Source organism: Bacillus sp. WC2507 (assembly GCF_052656125.1).
This window is the reverse complement of sequence record NZ_JBQXPN010000001.1, coordinates 4,642,543-4,658,555: the sequence shown is the minus strand read 5'-3', so window position 1 is coordinate 4,658,555 and position 16,013 is coordinate 4,642,543. Positions and strand designations below refer to the sequence as shown.

The following is a 16,013-nucleotide window of genomic DNA, read 5'->3' as shown; positions in this document are numbered from 1 at the left end:
CTAGGAAAATGGTTATTGGTGTTTAATGAGGTGAAGACCTGAATGTTGCTTCTGAATTTCTTCTAAATGGATTACTATTTGTTTTTAAACTGTTCCCCATAAGTGATAAACCATGCCGATAACAAAAAATGCTAGTCCTACAAACAAAACAATTAAAGCAAGCATTCCGTTTTTATTATGTTCCATACAGTCAGCTCCTTTTTTTATGTACATACAAAAAGCCCTTAGTCGTAATTATGGCTAAAGGTTCCATTTCTCATACTTTTTAGTTTTTAAAGAAAAGGTACCTTATGGTGTCTTTTCTTTAAGGGGCATGGTAACGATTAGATGTTCTGGTTACAAAATAAAACAGGCTCCATAAAGGAGCGACCTTATTACGGACATAGTATTCTACTTTTTTCTTTCTTTGTAATTCAATGCAATCTCTACTATTTCTTCAGGTGTTAAGTCTCTAAAATCCCAAAAGATTAAGTCACTTGGAGCTGGGTGGGGTACATTCTCTTTTAAGATATCAATATACTTACTACCTAACTCATCTGGCAATTTAGGATCACATATTTGCTCTACAAGTTTAATAAGCTCTTCTTTAGTCATTTTACTATTCATGTTATATTCCTCCTATCATTTATAGCCCTTTTTTCCAAAAATGGTAAGATGGATCTAATATTGTTTGATGAATCTTAGGAGATACAATGATTAAGTTATCAAGGTTATAGACATCTCCACTTTTATTAATAGGCTGTTTCGGATGTAGTATATATTTATTATTGTTACCACAATGTTCTGTTATTGGTGAGTAAGGTGCCTTACCTTTTTTCATAAGTTTTATATTCATAGAACTAAATTCTTTAGCATAGCTCGAATCAGAAAGTGTTTTCCAAAATTCTTCTCGAACTTCTTGCGGAATAATACCAATAGCACCATCATTATACATTAACTTCTTTTGGGTACCTAAACTTCGTTCGAGGTTAAAACTTGAGGTCACTGTACCTGGTGTCTTTCTTTTTACTGCACTTGAAGTTTTGGTAAACATAATGGAGGGATTTTTTGGGGAGAAGGAACAGCTTAGAGCAGTATTAACAAAAGGTAAACAACTAGCAGGAGAATATGAAGAATGAAATAGGCAATATAATAGGGCAAAGAGACATATTCTTTTAAGTGGAGCCTTACTAGTAATCATTTTAGTTATTTTAGAAATAATTGTTATATCAATAAAATAAATTATATCTATGACTCTTATATTAAAAGAACTTTTTATAACTAATACAGGTCAATGGCCTATGCTGATAGGAATTAACGTAATCATAGCATTAATTCTTTTGTTTTTTCCAATTATTAAACAAGTCACTAAGATTTATGTTTATTTCATAGGCAAGTGCTTTTTATTAAATAAACAAAAAAGACTAAAGAAAGAAATGTCACATAAGTTGGATTAACTTATTCATTCTACACAATTACCTCAATTATTTTGCGAAACTAAAATAATTGATAAATTTATGGAGTATTTAGATATACATCAAGCTGATAGTCTAAAGGAATGTGTAAAGCTTTATAAAGAAGAGGAAAGACATGATAAAATATTAGAGGGAATAGGAAATCTAAAAAAAGAAATGTCTGCCGTCGGCGAAAAAGTATCCGATGTTAGTGATAGAATATAAATAATCTTTTTTTATGCAAAAATAAAGAAAAGACACCCATATAAGAGTGTCTTTTCCGATAGTTTGTTTAGCAGAAGCAAGAAGCTCCAACGATGATTAATAAAATGAATAACACAACTAATAATGCAAATCCTCCAGAAAAACCGCAGCTTCCGCCGCAACTACCACCAAATCCCATAACAGTTCCTCCTTTAATAAGAGGGGAAAACAAAGGGTCACTCGTGTTTTTTAACGGATTCCATTTACTTTATGTTTTGACGTATAAACGTGAGCAGGTCCTTTTGAAAATAAAAAAGACACCTTGAGGTGCCTTTTGTCCCATGTATTTCATTCATATTCGTTAGTATAAAATTCTTTTATTAGTTTTATTTCATTTGTATCTGGGTTAAATTTAAATATTTTAATTTGATTAGATTCGTCTTTATAGGCAAATGTATTATCGCCAACTTGGGTCATATTGCTGGTGTTTACGATAGGGTCACTACCATGGTCAGTGATTTCCACAGTTTTCTCACGATCCCAAAACGCAATGACAATGATCAAGATGATAAGGCATATACGTATGTTACGTAGTTCTCTCGATACAGTATTCTCCATTTAATAGTCTCCTTCGTTGTTTAATAGATTTTGTTTATAAAAGAGATAATTATTATGAAAATAAATAAAAAAGACACTTTCAAGTGTCTTTTTTATTTGAGTTATGCGCATTACTTAATAAGACGCTAGTTCCTCATTCCGGATATGAGTAACTATGTAGGGTAATTAAATTATAACATTTTAACCAGTAATGGGTCTATATGGAATTTTATAGATAATTATGTTTGATTATTTAGAATGATATATGTAGTGAAAGGTATACGTTACCTACAGTAATTGTAAAATATAATGATGTATATAACTAGTCTTGTAATGAATGTAAGCAACAGCTGATCGATTGTTAGTATTTTCTTTGTAAAAAAATATTCAATAATTTATCGTTGCAACCGCTTACTCTTTGTGTATAATAAAGGTAAGTTAATAAGTAAAAGGATTGTTACTGTTCGGCAGGCAAAACCTAAATTGATCTAGAGGCTACGGGTGTAGTGTAGCTTTTGGAATCAGTTTAGGTTTTTTTATTACCTTTTGTGACTTTAAGAAGAAGAAGGCGGAACAATATGAGAATCCATAAAATCTTAAATAACAATGTTGTTTGTACGATGAAGGATAATGAGACAGAAGTTGTACTTATGGGCAGAGGTTTGGGATTTCAGAAAAAAGTTGGCGATGCGATTGATGAATCTAAGATAGAAAAAACCTTTGTGCTAGAAACAAGAGAATTGTCAGAGAAACTTGCTAGGTTACTTACTGAAATTCCTGTAGAAAATTTAGAGATTACAGAGAGAATTATTCAGTTTGCTAAGACTGTTTTGCCGGGGACTTTAAGTGATTATATTTATCTTACATTAACGGATCACTTAAGTTTCGCCTTAACTCGGCATAAAGAAGGAATGGATCTCAAAAATACTTTGCTTTGGGAGATTAAGAGATTCTATCAGAAAGAGTTTGAAATTGGTCTACAAGCTTTGAACATCATTGAAGAAGAGACTGGCTTTAGACTTTCTGAAGATGAAGCAGGGTCAATTGCACTACATTTCGTGAATGCGCAGCAAGGGGAGCCGGCAATGCAGCAAACGGTGGCGATGACGAAAATCGTCCAAGATATTTTAAATGTTGTAAAGTACCACTATAAGATGAACTTAGATGAAAATTCATTTAATTATAGTCGGTTCGTAACGCATTTACGATACTTTGCCCAGCGTTTAATGCAGAAGGAATTGAACTCGGCCGATGATGATTTTTTATACGAGCAAGTAAAAAGTAAGTACGAAGAGGCATATTGTTGTACAGAAAAGATTGAAGCATACTTGCAAAAAGCACATAATAGTCATCTTTCAAAAGATGAAAAAGTGTATGTAACGTTGCACATTCATCGTGTAACAAAACGCAATGAATTATGTAATTGAATAAACGGGATTGTTACTGTTTGGCAGGCAAAACCTAAATTGACTTGTAATGGAGTGATTCGTATGTATCGCACCGTTATGGTTAGTTTAGGTTTTTTCTTTTATAAAAATGGGATGATTGTAGGGAGGGGAAATTACTATGAAGTATGAGCAATTGGCAAAAGACATACTGAAACATGTTGGGGGAAGAGAAAACATAAATAGCGTTGTACATTGTATAACTCGCTTACGATTTCAGTTAAAAGATGAGGGGAAAGCAAATACGGAAGTACTGAAGGGCATGGAAGATATTGTGACTGTTATGAAAAGCGGCGGACAATATCAAGTTGTAATTGGTAACCATGTATCCAACGTGTATAAAGCGGTTATTGTTGCCGGGGGATTTCAAGAAACAGAGGAAGAAAGTGCGAGTGAGAAGAAAAAGAGTAGTCTTATAGATATTCTTTCTAGCATTTTTACTCCTATTTTAGGGGTGTTAGCTGCAACAGGGATGATTAAAGGGTTTAATGCACTATTTGTGGCGTTAGGCTGGTTAAGTACACAGTCAGGAACGTATCAAATATTAAATGCGGTAGGCGATTCGCTATTTTACTTCTTCCCGATCTTCCTTGGATATACAGCAAGTAAGAAATTCGGGGGATCACCATTCATCGGTATGGCAATTGGAGGAGCGTTAGTCTATCCGGCTTTATCCGGTTTAAAAGCAAGTGAGCCATTATATACGTTATTTGCAGGAACGATGTTTGAATCACCCATTCATATTACGTTTTTAGGCATACCAGTTATTTTAATGAACTATGCATCATCTGTAATTCCAATTATTCTCGCTTCTTATTTTGGAGCGAAAGTAGAACATTCTTTAAAGAAAGTCATTCCAGATGTTGTGAAAACATTTTTATTACCATTTTTCACATTATTAATCGTTGTACCAGTTACATTTCTCGTTATTGGTCCAATTGCGACGTGGGCAGGGCAGTTTTTAGGACAGGCGACGCTTTGGGTTTATCATGCAAGCCCATTAGTAGCGGGTGCTTTACTCGGTGCTTTCTGGCAAGTGCTTGTCATATTCGGCCTTCATTGGGGCGTCGTTCCGATTGGCTATAACAATTTAGCAGTACACGGTATTGATCCAATACTAGCGCTTATATTTGCTGCTTCATTTGCTCAAATTGGTGCTGTGCTTGGCGTTTGGGTGAAAACGAAAGATAAGAAATTAAAAACACTAAGTATTCCAGCTTTTATTTCAGGTATTTTCGGTGTTACAGAGCCGGCGATTTATGGTATTACACTTCCTCTTAAAAAGCCGTTTATTATGAGTTGTATCGCTGGAGGAATTGGCGGCGCAATACTTGGCGTATTTGGTACACAAGCTTATATGACAGGCGGGCTTGGCATATTTACGCTTCCCACATTTATTAGTCCGAAAGATGGGATTACAGCTGGATTTTGGGGAGCAATTGTTTCGATGGTTGTTTCTTTAATAGTCGGTTTTATTCTGACTTACTTATTTGGTTTTACGAAAAAACAAACATCTACAGAAACAGAGGAAACAAGTAATAAAATTGCTGCATCAAGCAATGATGAGGTAATATTTAGTCCTTTCCATGGTGTAGTTATGCCACTTCAAAATATTGACGATGCTGCATTTGCATCAGGTGCGTTAGGAGAAGGAGTTGCGATCGAGCCTTCAGAAGGAAAGTTGTTTTCACCAGTTTCAGGTACGATTTCTGCGCTTTTCCCGACGAATCATGCAGTAGGAATTACATCGGATTCAGGAGCTGAAATTTTAATCCACATTGGGATGGATACTGTGAAATTAAATGGCGAATTTTTCTCTTCTCATATTGAACAAGGAGCGAGAGTAGAAAAAGGGCAATTACTTATTGAGTTTCATATAGCTGAAATTCAAAAGGCGGGTTATATTGTGACAACACCAGTTGTTGTTACAAATTATGATAAATATAGCTTGAAAAAAACAGAAGTAGAAAAGATACAAGCAGGAGATTCCTTACTAAAGTTAGGAGTTAAATAGTAGTACATTTCATACAGGTTCAAACGAAGAAAGGTATTCTTTAAAACTTATAATACCTTTCCTCGTTCATTCTTATATAAAGGAGTTTTTCTATATGTCTAAAGTGATTTTTCCTAAAGGATTTTTATGGGGTGGAGCGACTGCAGCCAATCAAGTTGAAGGCGCATATGTAGAAGACGGAAAAGGATTAACGACGGTTGATTTATTACCAACTGGTGAAAACCGCTGGGACATTATGAAAGGAAATATTCATTCCTTTACACCGGTAGAAGGGGAGTTTTACCCATCACACGAAGCAATTGATTTTTATCATCGTTATAAAGAAGATATCGCTCTATTTGCAGAAATGGGATTTAAAGCGTTACGCGTATCTATTGCTTGGACACGTATTTTCCCAAATGGTGATGATGAAAATCCAAATGAGGCAGGATTACAGTTTTATGATAACGTATTTGATGAACTATTAAAGCACGGTATTGAACCAGTCGTTACGATGGCTCACTTTGATGTGCCTGTTCATTTAGTAGAAAAGTATGGAAGCTGGAGAAGTAGAAAGCTTGTAAACTTCTTCGAGACGTATGCAAAAACGATTTTTAATAGATATAAAGATAAAGTGAAATATTGGATGACATTTAACGAAATTAATATGCTTTTACATTTACCTTTCATGGGAGCAGGTCTAGCCTTTAAAGAAGGCGATAATAAAAAACAAATTCAGTATCAAGCGGCGCATCACCAGCTTGTCGCAAGTGCGTTAGCTGTAAAAGCGTGTCATGAAATCATTCCAGATGCAAAAATCGGTTGTATGCTTGCTGCTGGTGCAACGTATCCATATACATGTAATCCAGATGACATCCAACGCGCGATGGAACAAGACCGTGAATCATTCTTCTTCATTGATGTACAAGCAAGAGGAGCATATCCTGGATACGCAAAACGATTCTTTACAGATAACAATGTAACAATTGAAATGGAAAAAGAAGACGAGGTAATTTTAAAAGAACATACAGTTGATTATATTGGATTTAGCTACTATGCAAGCCGAGCAACAAGTACAGATCCAGAAGTATTAAAAAGCATAACGAGCGGAAATGTATTCGGTTCGGTTGAAAATCCGTATCTTGAAAAATCAGAGTGGGGATGGACGATTGATCCGAAAGGCTTCCGCATTACGGCGAACCAACTTTACGATCGTTACCAAAAGCCTTTATTTGTCGTTGAAAATGGCCTCGGTGCAATTGATCAATTAAATGATGAAGACGAAGTGAACGATGAATACCGTATTGATTACCTAGAAAAGCATATGATTGAAATGTCAGAAGCAATTCAAGACGGAGTAGATATTATCGGATACACAAGTTGGGGCCCGATTGACCTTGTAAGTGCTTCTACTGGAGAAATGAAAAAACGTTACGGATATATATACGTTGATAAAGATAATGAAGGAAAAGGTTCATTAAACAGATCGAAGAAGAAAAGCTTCGATTGGTATAAAGAAGTAATTGAGACGAATGGTGGGAGCTTGGAGTCTTAAGTATGAAAGGGAGACATCTTAATGGATGTCTTCTTTTTTCGTTGTGAATAAAGTATGGAAATTGATTTCCCTTTACACAAAGATAACGGTATAATATAGTTAAGTTAAGTGAACTTAACTATTAAATAAAACAAAATAACAGCATGGAGGAAGAACGCTATGACGAGAACGTATAAAGAAATAATTAATGAAATGAACCGAGCCTATAATGAATTCTACATTTTACTATTTCAGGAGTTGAAAGATGAGTACGGTCTTACAGGGCAGCAAGAGAGTATGTTATTTCATATTAATTTAAATGAAAACACGACAGCAAATCACATTGCGACTACTTTTAATATATCAAAAAGTGCTGTTAGCCAAGTTTTATCGAAATTAGAAAAACAGAAGATGATTTCGAAACAAGTAAACCCTAACAATAAACGGGAGTATTTCCTTACGCTTGGTCCAAACGGTAGTAAGTATATAGAGCGGTTGTCTGAGTTAGATGATGTATTAATTGAGAAGTATTTTTCTAAAATCGATATCGGTGCTTTAGAACAAATGACGGATACATTAACGAAAATAAATAAAGTGATATTAGAAGAAAAACAGAAGGATCTTGATTGTAATGAGTAAGAACTTAGATGAGGTAATGAGTAGAAAGGAGGAGAAGCGTGTGATGAGTTACATACCAAATATGATGACGATAGCTAATTTTATTTGTGGGATATTGGCCATTTATTCTGTTTTCGTTCAAGATATGTATGGTACAGTCATGTTCATTATTACAGGTATGGTATTTGATTTGTTTGATGGTATAGTTGCTCGGAAACTGGATGCTGTTTCGGAAATTGGCGGAGAGTTAGATTCATTTGCGGATTTAGTTACCTTTGGTGTGGCGCCGTCTATTCTTGCCTATAGTGTCGTGTTAAAAGATTTGCAGTCTATCGGGATGATATGTGCACTTGCTTATAGTATTTGCGGAATGCTGCGGCTTGCGAGATTTAACACGCAACAAAGCAAACTCCCAACATTTATCGGCATGCCCATTCCATTTGCGGCAATGTGTCTCCTTATTTTATGCCTCCTGAATAATCCAGTTTCCGTGGCGTTTGGCACATGCGTACTCGCTTATTTAATGGTAAGCAAAATCAAATTCCCCCATTTTAAAAAAGATATATCGGAAAGCTTGAAGTCCGAAAGATGGGACTAAAGAGAAAGGTAAGGAACAGAACATGATTCGTATGGCATTAAGATCATTCAACATACAAATGTATTGTTTACTAGGCGTAATGTTATTAGGGTGGCTTGTGACACCTTTTCCAGCCCAGTTTGTAGGGATAAGCATTGGCCTTTTGGTGAGTATGTACTGCGCCTGGATTTTAGGAAGGCGTATTGAAAAGTTTGGGGATAGCATTGTAAAAAAAGAAAAAGCACCGATGCTCGGCATGATGAATCGGTTTGCAGCCGCAATACTCGGCGCGATTATTATGTATGAAATTGAACACCGTGAATTCATGTGGACATTTGCTGCGGGAATTATGGGTGGATATTTCTTGGTTATTATTAATTTGGGGTATTACAGTATGAGGGATGAGAAGGAATAAGGTGCTGTGTAAATAACTAATTTGGATGATTTGAATGTAAAAACCTAAAAACCTAAAAACCTAAAAACCCTCCTTTATAGAAAGCTTTTTATTACAAAGAAAAGACACCCATATAAGAGTGTCTTTTCCGATAGTTTTTTAGCAGAAGCAAGAAGCTCCAACAATGATCAATAAAATAAACAATACAACTAGTAAAGCAAAGCCGCCGCCACAACCACTACTACAACTACCACCAAATCCCATAATAGTTCCTCCTTTAATAAGAGGGGAAAACAAGGGGTCACTCATGTATTTTAATGGATTCAACTTACTTTATGTTTTTTACACAATAATTGAGCAGGTCCTTTTGAAAATAAAGAAAAGACACCCTAAGGTGCCTTCCTCCGACTTGAACCATCTTAATTTTAATAATATTGGACTCCCGTCCGAATATTATTTTACCATGTTAAGTTGTTTTGGGAAATGTTCCATATCGATAATTGCAATAAACGTTTTAGTTTTGGAATTATGTATCTGTCTAAACGTTGAAATTAATAAAGGAACGATATACGTGAGGGTATTTATGAGTGATTACAATCATACGATTAAAAAGAACCCCATAAATGATAAACCATTCCACTAACAAAAAACACTAATCCTAAAAACAAAACAATTAAAGCAAGTACTCCATTTTGATTATGTTCCATAAAATTAGCTCCTTTTAGAATTATTTTTATATACAAAAAAGCCTTTAGTCGTAATTATGGCTAAAGGCTTTGAGCGTTATACTTTTTAATTAATAAAATCTTATAAGAAGAATTTATAACGTTTTTTATCGAATTTGGAACTGAAAATGTACTAGCTTGATAATGAAGCCTGGCTATTAGAATTGAAAAATTTTAGTTTTATTATAATTAATACAAATGAGAGTAGTGTGAATATAAATCCGCTCCAAATAAGCTGGTGAATACCTAAGTTTGAAATGAACCAGCCTCCAATAGTGGTTCCTAAAGTAATACCGAGATTTGAGAAAGAAACGAATAGACTGTTACCAAATTCAGGTGCTTCTTTAGCTTCACTTATTAACCATGTTTGACCAACAATTAATCCACCAGCATGTACGATTCCCCAAATGAATACTATAAAAATCATTGGAACAAGGTAGGAACCTAAATAATAAACCAATATGTAAACAATAGAATATAGAATAGGGAATGATATTACAGTGTTTATTATGCTTTTTTGCAGAAGACCACCAAATAAATGATTACCTAAAATCATAACTATACCAAATATGAATAGCATGATACTGATGAGAGATCCATTCATGGAAGTTACTTTTGCAAGGTACTCAGCGAAGTAGCTGTATACGGAAAACATGGCTGCAAAAAGGAATGTGACGGTTAAAATATTTAACCATAATCCTGGTTTGCCGAGTATACGAATTTGTTTGCCGAAAGACATTTTTTCTTTAACAGGCATGGAAGGAAGTAGCGGTAGTATTCCAATGAATGCAAGAGTGTTAACGAATGCTCCGAATAAGAAAGCCATTTCGAGTGAAAATTGGTCTGCAAGGTAAGAGGTTAGTGGTACACCTAAAGCAAAGCCAACAGTAATTCCCATGAAAACTTTTGTAACTGCTTGACCGCTCTTTTCTGGAGGGACAAGTTTAGCAGCTGTTACAAGAGCGATTGAAAAGAAGAGTGGATGAAGCGCTGCCGGTAAAATACGAAAAATAAGCATGATTTCAAATTGTGTTGTATAAGCGTAGATTATATTTGAAATAACAAATATGAAAATTGCTGTTAATAAAATTATTTTACGATTAATACTAGAGACGAGCAGAATTAAAAATGGACCAGAAATAGCAACAACTAGTGCAAATATACTTACTAAAAATCCAGCTTGTGTAGTTGAAATTCCGAACTTTTCAGTGATTTGTGGTAATACGCCGACAATACCCATCTCGGTAGTAATAATTCCGAACACACCTATTGCGAGTGTCAGAATAAGTAAAGGATTTACTTTTTTCATTTATAAAACTCTCCATTCGTATCAGTATTTTGAAAGTAAATTCATTAACAAAGAAGCATTATTATAAGCGTGATTGGATGCCAATATTATCTGGAGTATGTAATCCGAAATACAATAACAGATATCTAAATAACTAGATATGATGTGTTAAAAAAAATTTTCCTTTCGATGTTTCTTGCTTTTATAGGCAGTGCAATTTATACAAAAATTATTGGATACCTGTAAAAAAGCAGAATGTGTGAAAGCTAATAATCAATTAGTATGCTGATTGATTATTAGCTTTCATTTTATAATTCGTTTTGGACGTATTCAGAAAACTCTCGTATTGTTTTTTCATTTCGACGATAGTAGGTCCATTTTCCAATTCGGTCAGACTCTAGTAAGCCTGCTTTTTTCATAGTTAATAAATAACTAGAAATAACCGATTGGGCTAAGCCAGTTTTAAGCTGGATATCTCCTACACATACGCCAACTTGAAAGTTAAGGTCTTGTTCTAGATAAGGTTTTTCATCGAAATGGTTTTCTGGATTTTTCAACCAGGATAAAATTTGACATCTTGTTTCATTTGACAATGCTTTATAAATTAATAAAGGTTCCATAAGGATATTATATCTACTTTTATAGATTTGTAAATGGGTTTTAGTGATTTTAAGGGAAGAAGGTATAGTTGATCCCTTTGAATAGGCATAAGGTGCTCTTGATCTGTACCCTTTGTAAAGGACATTCTAAAAAAAGTTAGGCAACCTAAAAAAGATGATTTCTGTATGCAAACAGGAGTCATCTTCTTTAAATTCTATTGATAGCAAGAGTGATTATAGTACGGCATATATTTCTTAATTTCATGTTTTAACTGAACAAACGATTCACATGATTATATATACTGTATGGATGAAAATACTATAGAGGTTGCATGTGAAGATTTAAGAAAAATTTTATGTTTACCCCACTTTTTATTTTAAAAGTTTTTCCTATCCTATAAACAAGTTACATCAAGAAGGATACTAAAAACGACAAAGTCATAGATGAAGATGTAAAGTTAGGGGATTCTACATGCATACAGAGGTTTTGATTAGTTATTTATATACTTATTTTTTTACTATTATTTTTTGTATTATGTTTCAAGTTGGAGTTTATTTTAAAGCGAAAAGAACTATATCTATTCGGCATTTTCTATGGGTATATGTTTTTCTGTTTTACCTTTCGCTCGTGTATAAGGTGACGCAAATCGCGACTGTATGGGATATAAGTAGATACGAAACGTGGATTCGTGTAAATCAAATTAATTTGACTCTATTTGATACGGCAGGTAGTACTACGTATCTTTTGAACATTGTACTGTTTATGCCGTTCGGTTTTTTATTACCGACTATTTGGCCGCAGTTTAGAAAAATGAAAAACACCGTATGTGCAGGATTCTTTTTTTCATTGGCAATTGAGTTAAATCAATTACTAAATAATAGAATTACAGATATTGATGATTTATTTACGAATACCCTCGGGGCAATTGTTGGGTATGTAATATATAGAGTTTTATTTAAAATGATATGTAAAAGAGAGGGGAAAAAGCTTGATACCGACTCGTCTCTAGTTATAAAATACGAGGCTGTTTTTTGTTTAGTGTGTTCATTTGTAGGGGCGATGTTAATATATTATCCAGCTTTATTTGGAAGACCTGTCATCATTCAGTGAGGTGATTATGCTCTTGTGAGATATCCTAGTTTATAAAATGATTCTAGTTCTCTAGGCTCAAACAAGGTAAAATGTGAACGGCTCATCCCTTTTTCTAACTTAATAGATACAGTTCATGTATTACATGTTAGGTAGGTGTAAATGTGTTAAGTGTTCAATTATCTCAATACTTACTAAAAGAGTCTCAACCAGCTCTTCATACTGATGGAAAACGAGTGTATATGTCAAAAGATGAAGGGGTATCACCGTATCCTATTTATTTAAATCACCCTATTATGATAGGAGTGGGGACGAATTGGAATCAGCATATAGGATTTGAAGAAATCATTAAAGGGTTTTTCCATCTTGAGCAGATTACAGATGAGCTAACTATTGATTTAAGAATATGAGAGAAGAAATAGATGAGTAAACCCTCAAGTATAGAACGATATACTTGAGGGTTTTTATTATATAAATTTTTAGTTTGTAAAATTTATATAGATGTTTTTACATAAAAAAGTTTGATCATTTTATACTTGCGTATCTTCCTCAATTGCGTCCGATTGTTGAATCATGAAATGTGAAAAAATCTTTATAAATGAAACATCAGTTATTGACGTTTAATAATTCTCTTTCAACTATGCTTCCTTCATAAACAAAACGTTTAAATAGGCTACACTCTCCTGTAAAAAAGCTTGATGCTCTTCAATACCTCTTCTTTTACACCAACCAATGGCATTAAACGCATCGGTAAAGCGATAAAACGGTAAAACTTCTTGTAAATTAATAAGTGGACGAATGGACTCATAGCCTTTTTTATATGCATCCCATGTTCCAGGAGATTTCATGAGAATATCACTATTAATTTTTGTAAAGTCTATTTCGGTTGCACCAATTCGGGCACTTTCAAAATCAATGATGCCGACTACTTGATTTTCATGAACTAAAATATTACCTGGTCGAAAATCCATATGTATAAAACTAGGTCCATCTGGAGCTGGAAGTAATTTCACTTGACGGTCAAAATGCTTCAATGATTGTTCGTATAAACAAGGATCAATCACTTCTTTTACATCTTCTGCAAAGGAATAAAATTGTCGCTCAATAAACTCAGACCATTTCCCATATACATTGGAAACAGAGCTTTTGAAATCCTGCTCATTTGGAATGATTGCATGCAGCATGGCATGGTGTACTCCGATAGGATAAGCTAAAGCCGTATCCACCTTCTCTGTAATCGGAACACCTTTGATTTCGGATAATAATAAAGCACCAGTGACATCTTCATTACCTTCCCAATAGTCTAATCTTTCTGGTACAGGTAGCTCATTGTGTAATCGTTTAAGTACAGTATACTCACGTTCAAGCTTTACTTTGGAATAAGGAATTTTTATATATACCGTACGATGATTAATTAGCTGGATTTTATATACAGTTGAACTAAAAGACTCAGGAACGTTCTCGACTGATAACACATTCAACTTAAATTTATCTATTACTTGTTGTAACATATCCATTAGAAAAACCCCATTTCAGTACCGTTTATCTTTTTCAGTACCTCTAACAATATTTCAAATATAATATATATATATGTTATATTTGAAATATTAATCTATTACATGTTCCTTTTTCGGGGTTCACTTCATTTCGCTAGAAGGCTTTTTTATTTTTTCCTAGAATGAACAGTAATGTATAATCTAATTCCTTCATGTAATAAGGAGGCAGTAAAATTTGAACAGGAAAATTTGGTTTGTATTTACTTGTTTTGCTTTTTTAGTAGCTAGTTATATTGTTGTCCAATATTCTATTATGGATGGATTTCAAACAGGACTTGTAAAAGCGAAGCTTATGTATGGGTCTAAATTAAGTGAGTTCTGGTATAGTATGTTATTTATACATATTACAACTAGTATAGTAGCATTAGTAATTGGTCCGTTTACATTATCCACAAAATTTAGAGAAAGGAATATCAACCGTCATCGAATAGTTGGGAGAATCTATATGGTTGGTATATTATTAGGCGGCGTTTCTGGACTGTACCTATCCTTTTATGCTACGGGAGGATTTGTAGCGAAGCTAGGTTTCGGTTTGTTATCCGTATTTTGGCTAACATCAGCATATCAAGCATTACATAGAGTTAAGAATAAAAAAATTAAAGAACATCGAAAGTGGATGATTAGAAATTACGCTTTAACCTTTGCGGCAGTTACATTAAGAATTTGGCTACCGTTGTTTATCGTTCTATTTGGAATAGAGCGGTTTGAATTTAGCTACGCTATTATTGCTTGGTTAGCGTGGGTACCCAATTTAATTGTTGCAGAATTATTCATAAGACAAAGACGTAATAAAGGAAAATACCAAGGAAATGAGGATTTACATTTTTAATGTAAATTTGCTGTAATATTGAAGGCAGAATTCCTTAGTAATTGAATTTTTTTAAATAGGTGAATTACGTACAAAAATAGGATGGCCAATTGAAGCCATCCTATTTTCTTTGTATTACCAACTAACAGTTTCCGTATTTTCCTTCAACCACTTCACCCAATCCAAATCCTCCACCTTAAGCAAACTGAGCGAAACACCTTTCATATCTAAAGAAGTTAGAAGGGTACCGACCTTTACGAATGTAATCTGTAATCCTTCCAGTTCACATAAACGGCGAATGTCATTTGCGAAAATGTATTGTTCCATTAGTGGCGTTGCGCCTAGTCCGTTAATGAGGATGGCAAAGTTGTCGCCTTTTCTCCAGCGGTAAATGCTTTTTAATTTATTCATTAGTTCGATCGCTAATATTTCAGAAGAGGATAGTGCTTCTTTACGGTAACCTTTTTCACCATGAATGCCGACGCCGTAAAACACTTCATCATCGTTTAATGAAAAGGAATCTTTTCCTTTCGCTGGATTGTTTGCAGGTGAAAGGGCGACTCCTAATGTGTGTAAGTTTTCGGTGATAGAACGGCCGAGTGCTGTTAGTTCTTCTAAAGAATGACCTTCAAGAGAGGCCGCACCAAGTATTTTTTGAACGAAAACAGTGCCAGCGACGCCGCGTCTTCTTTTATTAAAAGAAGCATCATCTTCAATTGAAACGTCGTCATTTACGATGATGTGTTCAATTTGTCTTCCTTCTTCTTTTGCGATTTGCATTGCTGCTAGGAAGTTCTCAACGTCATCTTTAAAGTTTTTAATGATGAATAAAATACTTTTTTCTTTTGGCATGAGGCGAGTAGCCGCTACAATTTGTTCGACTGTAGGCGGAGTGAAGATACTGCCGTTTACTGCTGCCGTAAGCATTCCTTTTCCTACATAACCAATATCAGCTGGCTCATGTCCGCTACCACCGCCGCTTATGATGACAACGTTTTGCTTCAGTTTTTCGATATCTTTTACATAAATGATGTTGTTTGGTACGTCGTAATTTACTTTGTCGTCATGTTCAAAATAAAAGCCATGCAGCATATCTTGAACGATATTTTGTACATCATTCATAATCTTTTTCATTGCTTTTGCCACCCTTTA

The 16,013-nt window shown here is 34.4% G+C and carries 17 protein-coding genes and 3 pseudogenes; 10 read left to right on the top strand and 10 right to left on the bottom strand.

Going from position 1 to position 16,013, the window contains the following annotated elements:
* Positions 1-390: 390 nt before the first annotated feature.
* Positions 391-606 carry a bacteriocin immunity protein gene (locus ACUN28_RS24605; RefSeq protein WP_016089074.1) on the bottom strand — a complete coding sequence of 72 codons (216 nt, stop codon included), beginning with the start codon at positions 604-606 and terminating at the stop codon, positions 391-393.
* Positions 607-625: 19 nt separating this feature from the next.
* Positions 626-1,027, bottom strand: a pseudogene (locus ACUN28_RS24600) (WXG100 family type VII secretion target); the annotation flags it as partial.
* A 469-nt stretch (positions 1,028-1,496) separates the two neighbouring features.
* Between ACUN28_RS24600 and ACUN28_RS24595 the strand changes: the two are divergent.
* Entirely contained in the window at positions 1,497-1,658 is a 162-nt protein-coding gene (locus ACUN28_RS24595) for a hypothetical protein (RefSeq protein ID WP_154214097.1), read from the top strand.
* Positions 1,659-1,725: 67 nt separating this feature from the next.
* On the opposite strand, the gene ACUN28_RS24590 is transcribed toward ACUN28_RS24595, so the two are convergent.
* A complete protein-coding gene (locus tag ACUN28_RS24590; protein ID WP_000505686.1) occupies positions 1,726-1,836 on the bottom strand; it encodes a YjcZ family sporulation protein in 111 nt (36 codons plus the stop codon).
* A 149-nt stretch (positions 1,837-1,985) separates the two neighbouring features.
* Entirely contained in the window at positions 1,986-2,255 is a 270-nt protein-coding gene (locus ACUN28_RS24585; protein ID WP_016089072.1) for a YmzC family protein, read from the bottom strand.
* A gap of 557 nt (positions 2,256-2,812) precedes the next feature.
* Here ACUN28_RS24585 and licT point away from each other — a divergent pair.
* The 6 genes from licT to ACUN28_RS24555 all read left to right on the top strand — a co-directional run bounded on the left by licT (position 2,813) and on the right by ACUN28_RS24555 (position 8,816).
* Positions 2,813-3,661, top strand: coding sequence for a BglG family transcription antiterminator LicT (gene licT, locus ACUN28_RS24580; RefSeq protein WP_016136572.1), 849 nt, complete (start codon positions 2,813-2,815; stop codon positions 3,659-3,661).
* 139 nt (positions 3,662-3,800) lie between these two features.
* A complete protein-coding gene (locus tag ACUN28_RS24575; RefSeq protein ID WP_016136573.1) occupies positions 3,801-5,693 on the top strand; it encodes a beta-glucoside-specific PTS transporter subunit IIABC in 1,893 nt (630 codons plus the stop codon).
* Positions 5,694-5,787: 94 nt separating this feature from the next.
* On the top strand, positions 5,788-7,227 hold the full coding sequence (locus ACUN28_RS24570) for a 6-phospho-beta-glucosidase (RefSeq protein WP_016133790.1): 1,440 nt from the start codon (positions 5,788-5,790) through the stop codon (positions 7,225-7,227).
* A 159-nt stretch (positions 7,228-7,386) separates the two neighbouring features.
* On the top strand, positions 7,387-7,845 hold the full coding sequence (locus ACUN28_RS24565; RefSeq protein WP_016136574.1) for a MarR family winged helix-turn-helix transcriptional regulator: 459 nt from the start codon (positions 7,387-7,389) through the stop codon (positions 7,843-7,845).
* On the top strand, positions 7,838-8,422 hold the full coding sequence (pssA, locus tag ACUN28_RS24560; protein WP_016136575.1) for a CDP-diacylglycerol--serine O-phosphatidyltransferase: 585 nt from the start codon (positions 7,838-7,840) through the stop codon (positions 8,420-8,422). The genes ACUN28_RS24565 and pssA overlap by 8 nt, the downstream gene beginning before the upstream one ends.
* A gap of 22 nt (positions 8,423-8,444) precedes the next feature.
* A complete protein-coding gene (locus ACUN28_RS24555) occupies positions 8,445-8,816 on the top strand; it encodes an ATP synthase subunit I (protein ID WP_016133793.1) in 372 nt (123 codons plus the stop codon).
* Positions 8,817-8,954: 138 nt separating this feature from the next.
* Here the strand turns inward: ACUN28_RS24555 and ACUN28_RS24550 are convergent, their stop codons facing one another.
* The 4 genes and pseudogenes from ACUN28_RS24550 to ACUN28_RS24535 form a co-directional block, all read right to left on the bottom strand.
* Positions 8,955-9,059: a YjcZ family sporulation protein gene (locus ACUN28_RS24550; RefSeq protein ID WP_000505689.1), complete on the bottom strand. Its 105-nt coding sequence runs from the start codon at positions 9,057-9,059 to the stop codon at positions 8,955-8,957.
* A gap of 594 nt (positions 9,060-9,653) precedes the next feature.
* On the bottom strand, positions 9,654-10,829 hold the full coding sequence (locus tag ACUN28_RS24545) for an MFS transporter (RefSeq protein ID WP_016136576.1): 1,176 nt from the start codon (positions 10,827-10,829) through the stop codon (positions 9,654-9,656).
* A 287-nt stretch (positions 10,830-11,116) separates the two neighbouring features.
* Positions 11,117-11,428, bottom strand: a complete 312-nt coding sequence (locus ACUN28_RS24540; protein ID WP_000433539.1) for an ArsR/SmtB family transcription factor — start codon at positions 11,426-11,428, stop codon at positions 11,117-11,119.
* Positions 11,429-11,622: 194 nt separating this feature from the next.
* Positions 11,623-11,697 (bottom strand): annotated as a pseudogene (locus ACUN28_RS24535) (TetR family transcriptional regulator); the annotation flags it as partial.
* A gap of 182 nt (positions 11,698-11,879) precedes the next feature.
* Here ACUN28_RS24535 and ACUN28_RS24530 point away from each other — a divergent pair.
* A complete protein-coding gene (locus ACUN28_RS24530; RefSeq protein ID WP_016133795.1) occupies positions 11,880-12,518 on the top strand; it encodes a VanZ family protein in 639 nt (212 codons plus the stop codon).
* A 143-nt stretch (positions 12,519-12,661) separates the two neighbouring features.
* Positions 12,662-12,856: pseudogene (locus ACUN28_RS24525) on the top strand (hypothetical protein); the annotation flags it as partial.
* 279 nt (positions 12,857-13,135) lie between these two features.
* Here ACUN28_RS24525 and ACUN28_RS24520 read toward each other — a convergent pair.
* Complete coding sequence (locus ACUN28_RS24520) at positions 13,136-14,014, bottom strand: phosphotransferase family protein (protein ID WP_016136578.1); 879 nt, start codon at positions 14,012-14,014, stop codon at positions 13,136-13,138.
* Between the two features lie 214 nt (positions 14,015-14,228).
* On the opposite strand from ACUN28_RS24520, the gene ACUN28_RS24515 reads away from it, so the two are divergent.
* Positions 14,229-14,882, top strand: a complete 654-nt coding sequence (locus ACUN28_RS24515; protein ID WP_016136579.1) for a DUF2306 domain-containing protein — start codon at positions 14,229-14,231, stop codon at positions 14,880-14,882.
* A gap of 114 nt (positions 14,883-14,996) precedes the next feature.
* Here ACUN28_RS24515 and dhaQ read toward each other — a convergent pair whose 3' ends face one another.
* Positions 14,997-15,995: a DhaKLM operon coactivator DhaQ gene (dhaQ, locus tag ACUN28_RS24510; protein ID WP_016089061.1), complete on the bottom strand. Its 999-nt coding sequence runs from the start codon at positions 15,993-15,995 to the stop codon at positions 14,997-14,999.
* Positions 15,996-16,013: the final 18 nt, after the last annotated feature.

What these genes read in the sequence shown, in the direction of transcription:
- ACUN28_RS24570 (WP_016133790.1), top strand. Translation starts at nt 5,788, where the DNA reads ATGTCTAAAGTGATTTTTCCTAAAGGATTTTTATGGGGTGGAGCGACT.
- ACUN28_RS24590 (WP_000505686.1), bottom strand. Translation starts at nt 1,836, where the DNA reads ATGGGATTTGGTGGTAGTTGCGGCGGAAGCTGCGGTTTTTCTGGAGGA.
- ACUN28_RS24555 (WP_016133793.1), top strand. Translation starts at nt 8,445, where the DNA reads ATGATTCGTATGGCATTAAGATCATTCAACATACAAATGTATTGTTTA.
- ACUN28_RS24605 (WP_016089074.1), bottom strand. Translation starts at nt 606, where the DNA reads ATGAATAGTAAAATGACTAAAGAAGAGCTTATTAAACTTGTAGAGCAA.
- ACUN28_RS24585 (WP_016089072.1), bottom strand. Translation starts at nt 2,255, where the DNA reads ATGGAGAATACTGTATCGAGAGAACTACGTAACATACGTATATGCCTT.
- ACUN28_RS24520 (WP_016136578.1), bottom strand. Translation starts at nt 14,014, where the DNA reads ATGGATATGTTACAACAAGTAATAGATAAATTTAAGTTGAATGTGTTA.
- pssA (WP_016136575.1), top strand. Translation starts at nt 7,838, where the DNA reads ATGAGTAAGAACTTAGATGAGGTAATGAGTAGAAAGGAGGAGAAGCGT.
- dhaQ (WP_016089061.1), bottom strand. Translation starts at nt 15,995, where the DNA reads ATGAAAAAGATTATGAATGATGTACAAAATATCGTTCAAGATATGCTG.
- ACUN28_RS24595 (WP_154214097.1), top strand. Translation starts at nt 1,497, where the DNA reads ATGGAGTATTTAGATATACATCAAGCTGATAGTCTAAAGGAATGTGTA.
- licT (WP_016136572.1), top strand. Translation starts at nt 2,813, where the DNA reads ATGAGAATCCATAAAATCTTAAATAACAATGTTGTTTGTACGATGAAG.
- ACUN28_RS24565 (WP_016136574.1), top strand. Translation starts at nt 7,387, where the DNA reads ATGACGAGAACGTATAAAGAAATAATTAATGAAATGAACCGAGCCTAT.
- ACUN28_RS24530 (WP_016133795.1), top strand. Translation starts at nt 11,880, where the DNA reads ATGCATACAGAGGTTTTGATTAGTTATTTATATACTTATTTTTTTACT.
- ACUN28_RS24545 (WP_016136576.1), bottom strand. Translation starts at nt 10,829, where the DNA reads ATGAAAAAAGTAAATCCTTTACTTATTCTGACACTCGCAATAGGTGTG.
- ACUN28_RS24550 (WP_000505689.1), bottom strand. Translation starts at nt 9,059, where the DNA reads ATGGGATTTGGTGGTAGTTGTAGTAGTGGTTGTGGCGGCGGCTTTGCT.
- ACUN28_RS24575 (WP_016136573.1), top strand. Translation starts at nt 3,801, where the DNA reads ATGAAGTATGAGCAATTGGCAAAAGACATACTGAAACATGTTGGGGGA.
- ACUN28_RS24540 (WP_000433539.1), bottom strand. Translation starts at nt 11,428, where the DNA reads ATGGAACCTTTATTAATTTATAAAGCATTGTCAAATGAAACAAGATGT.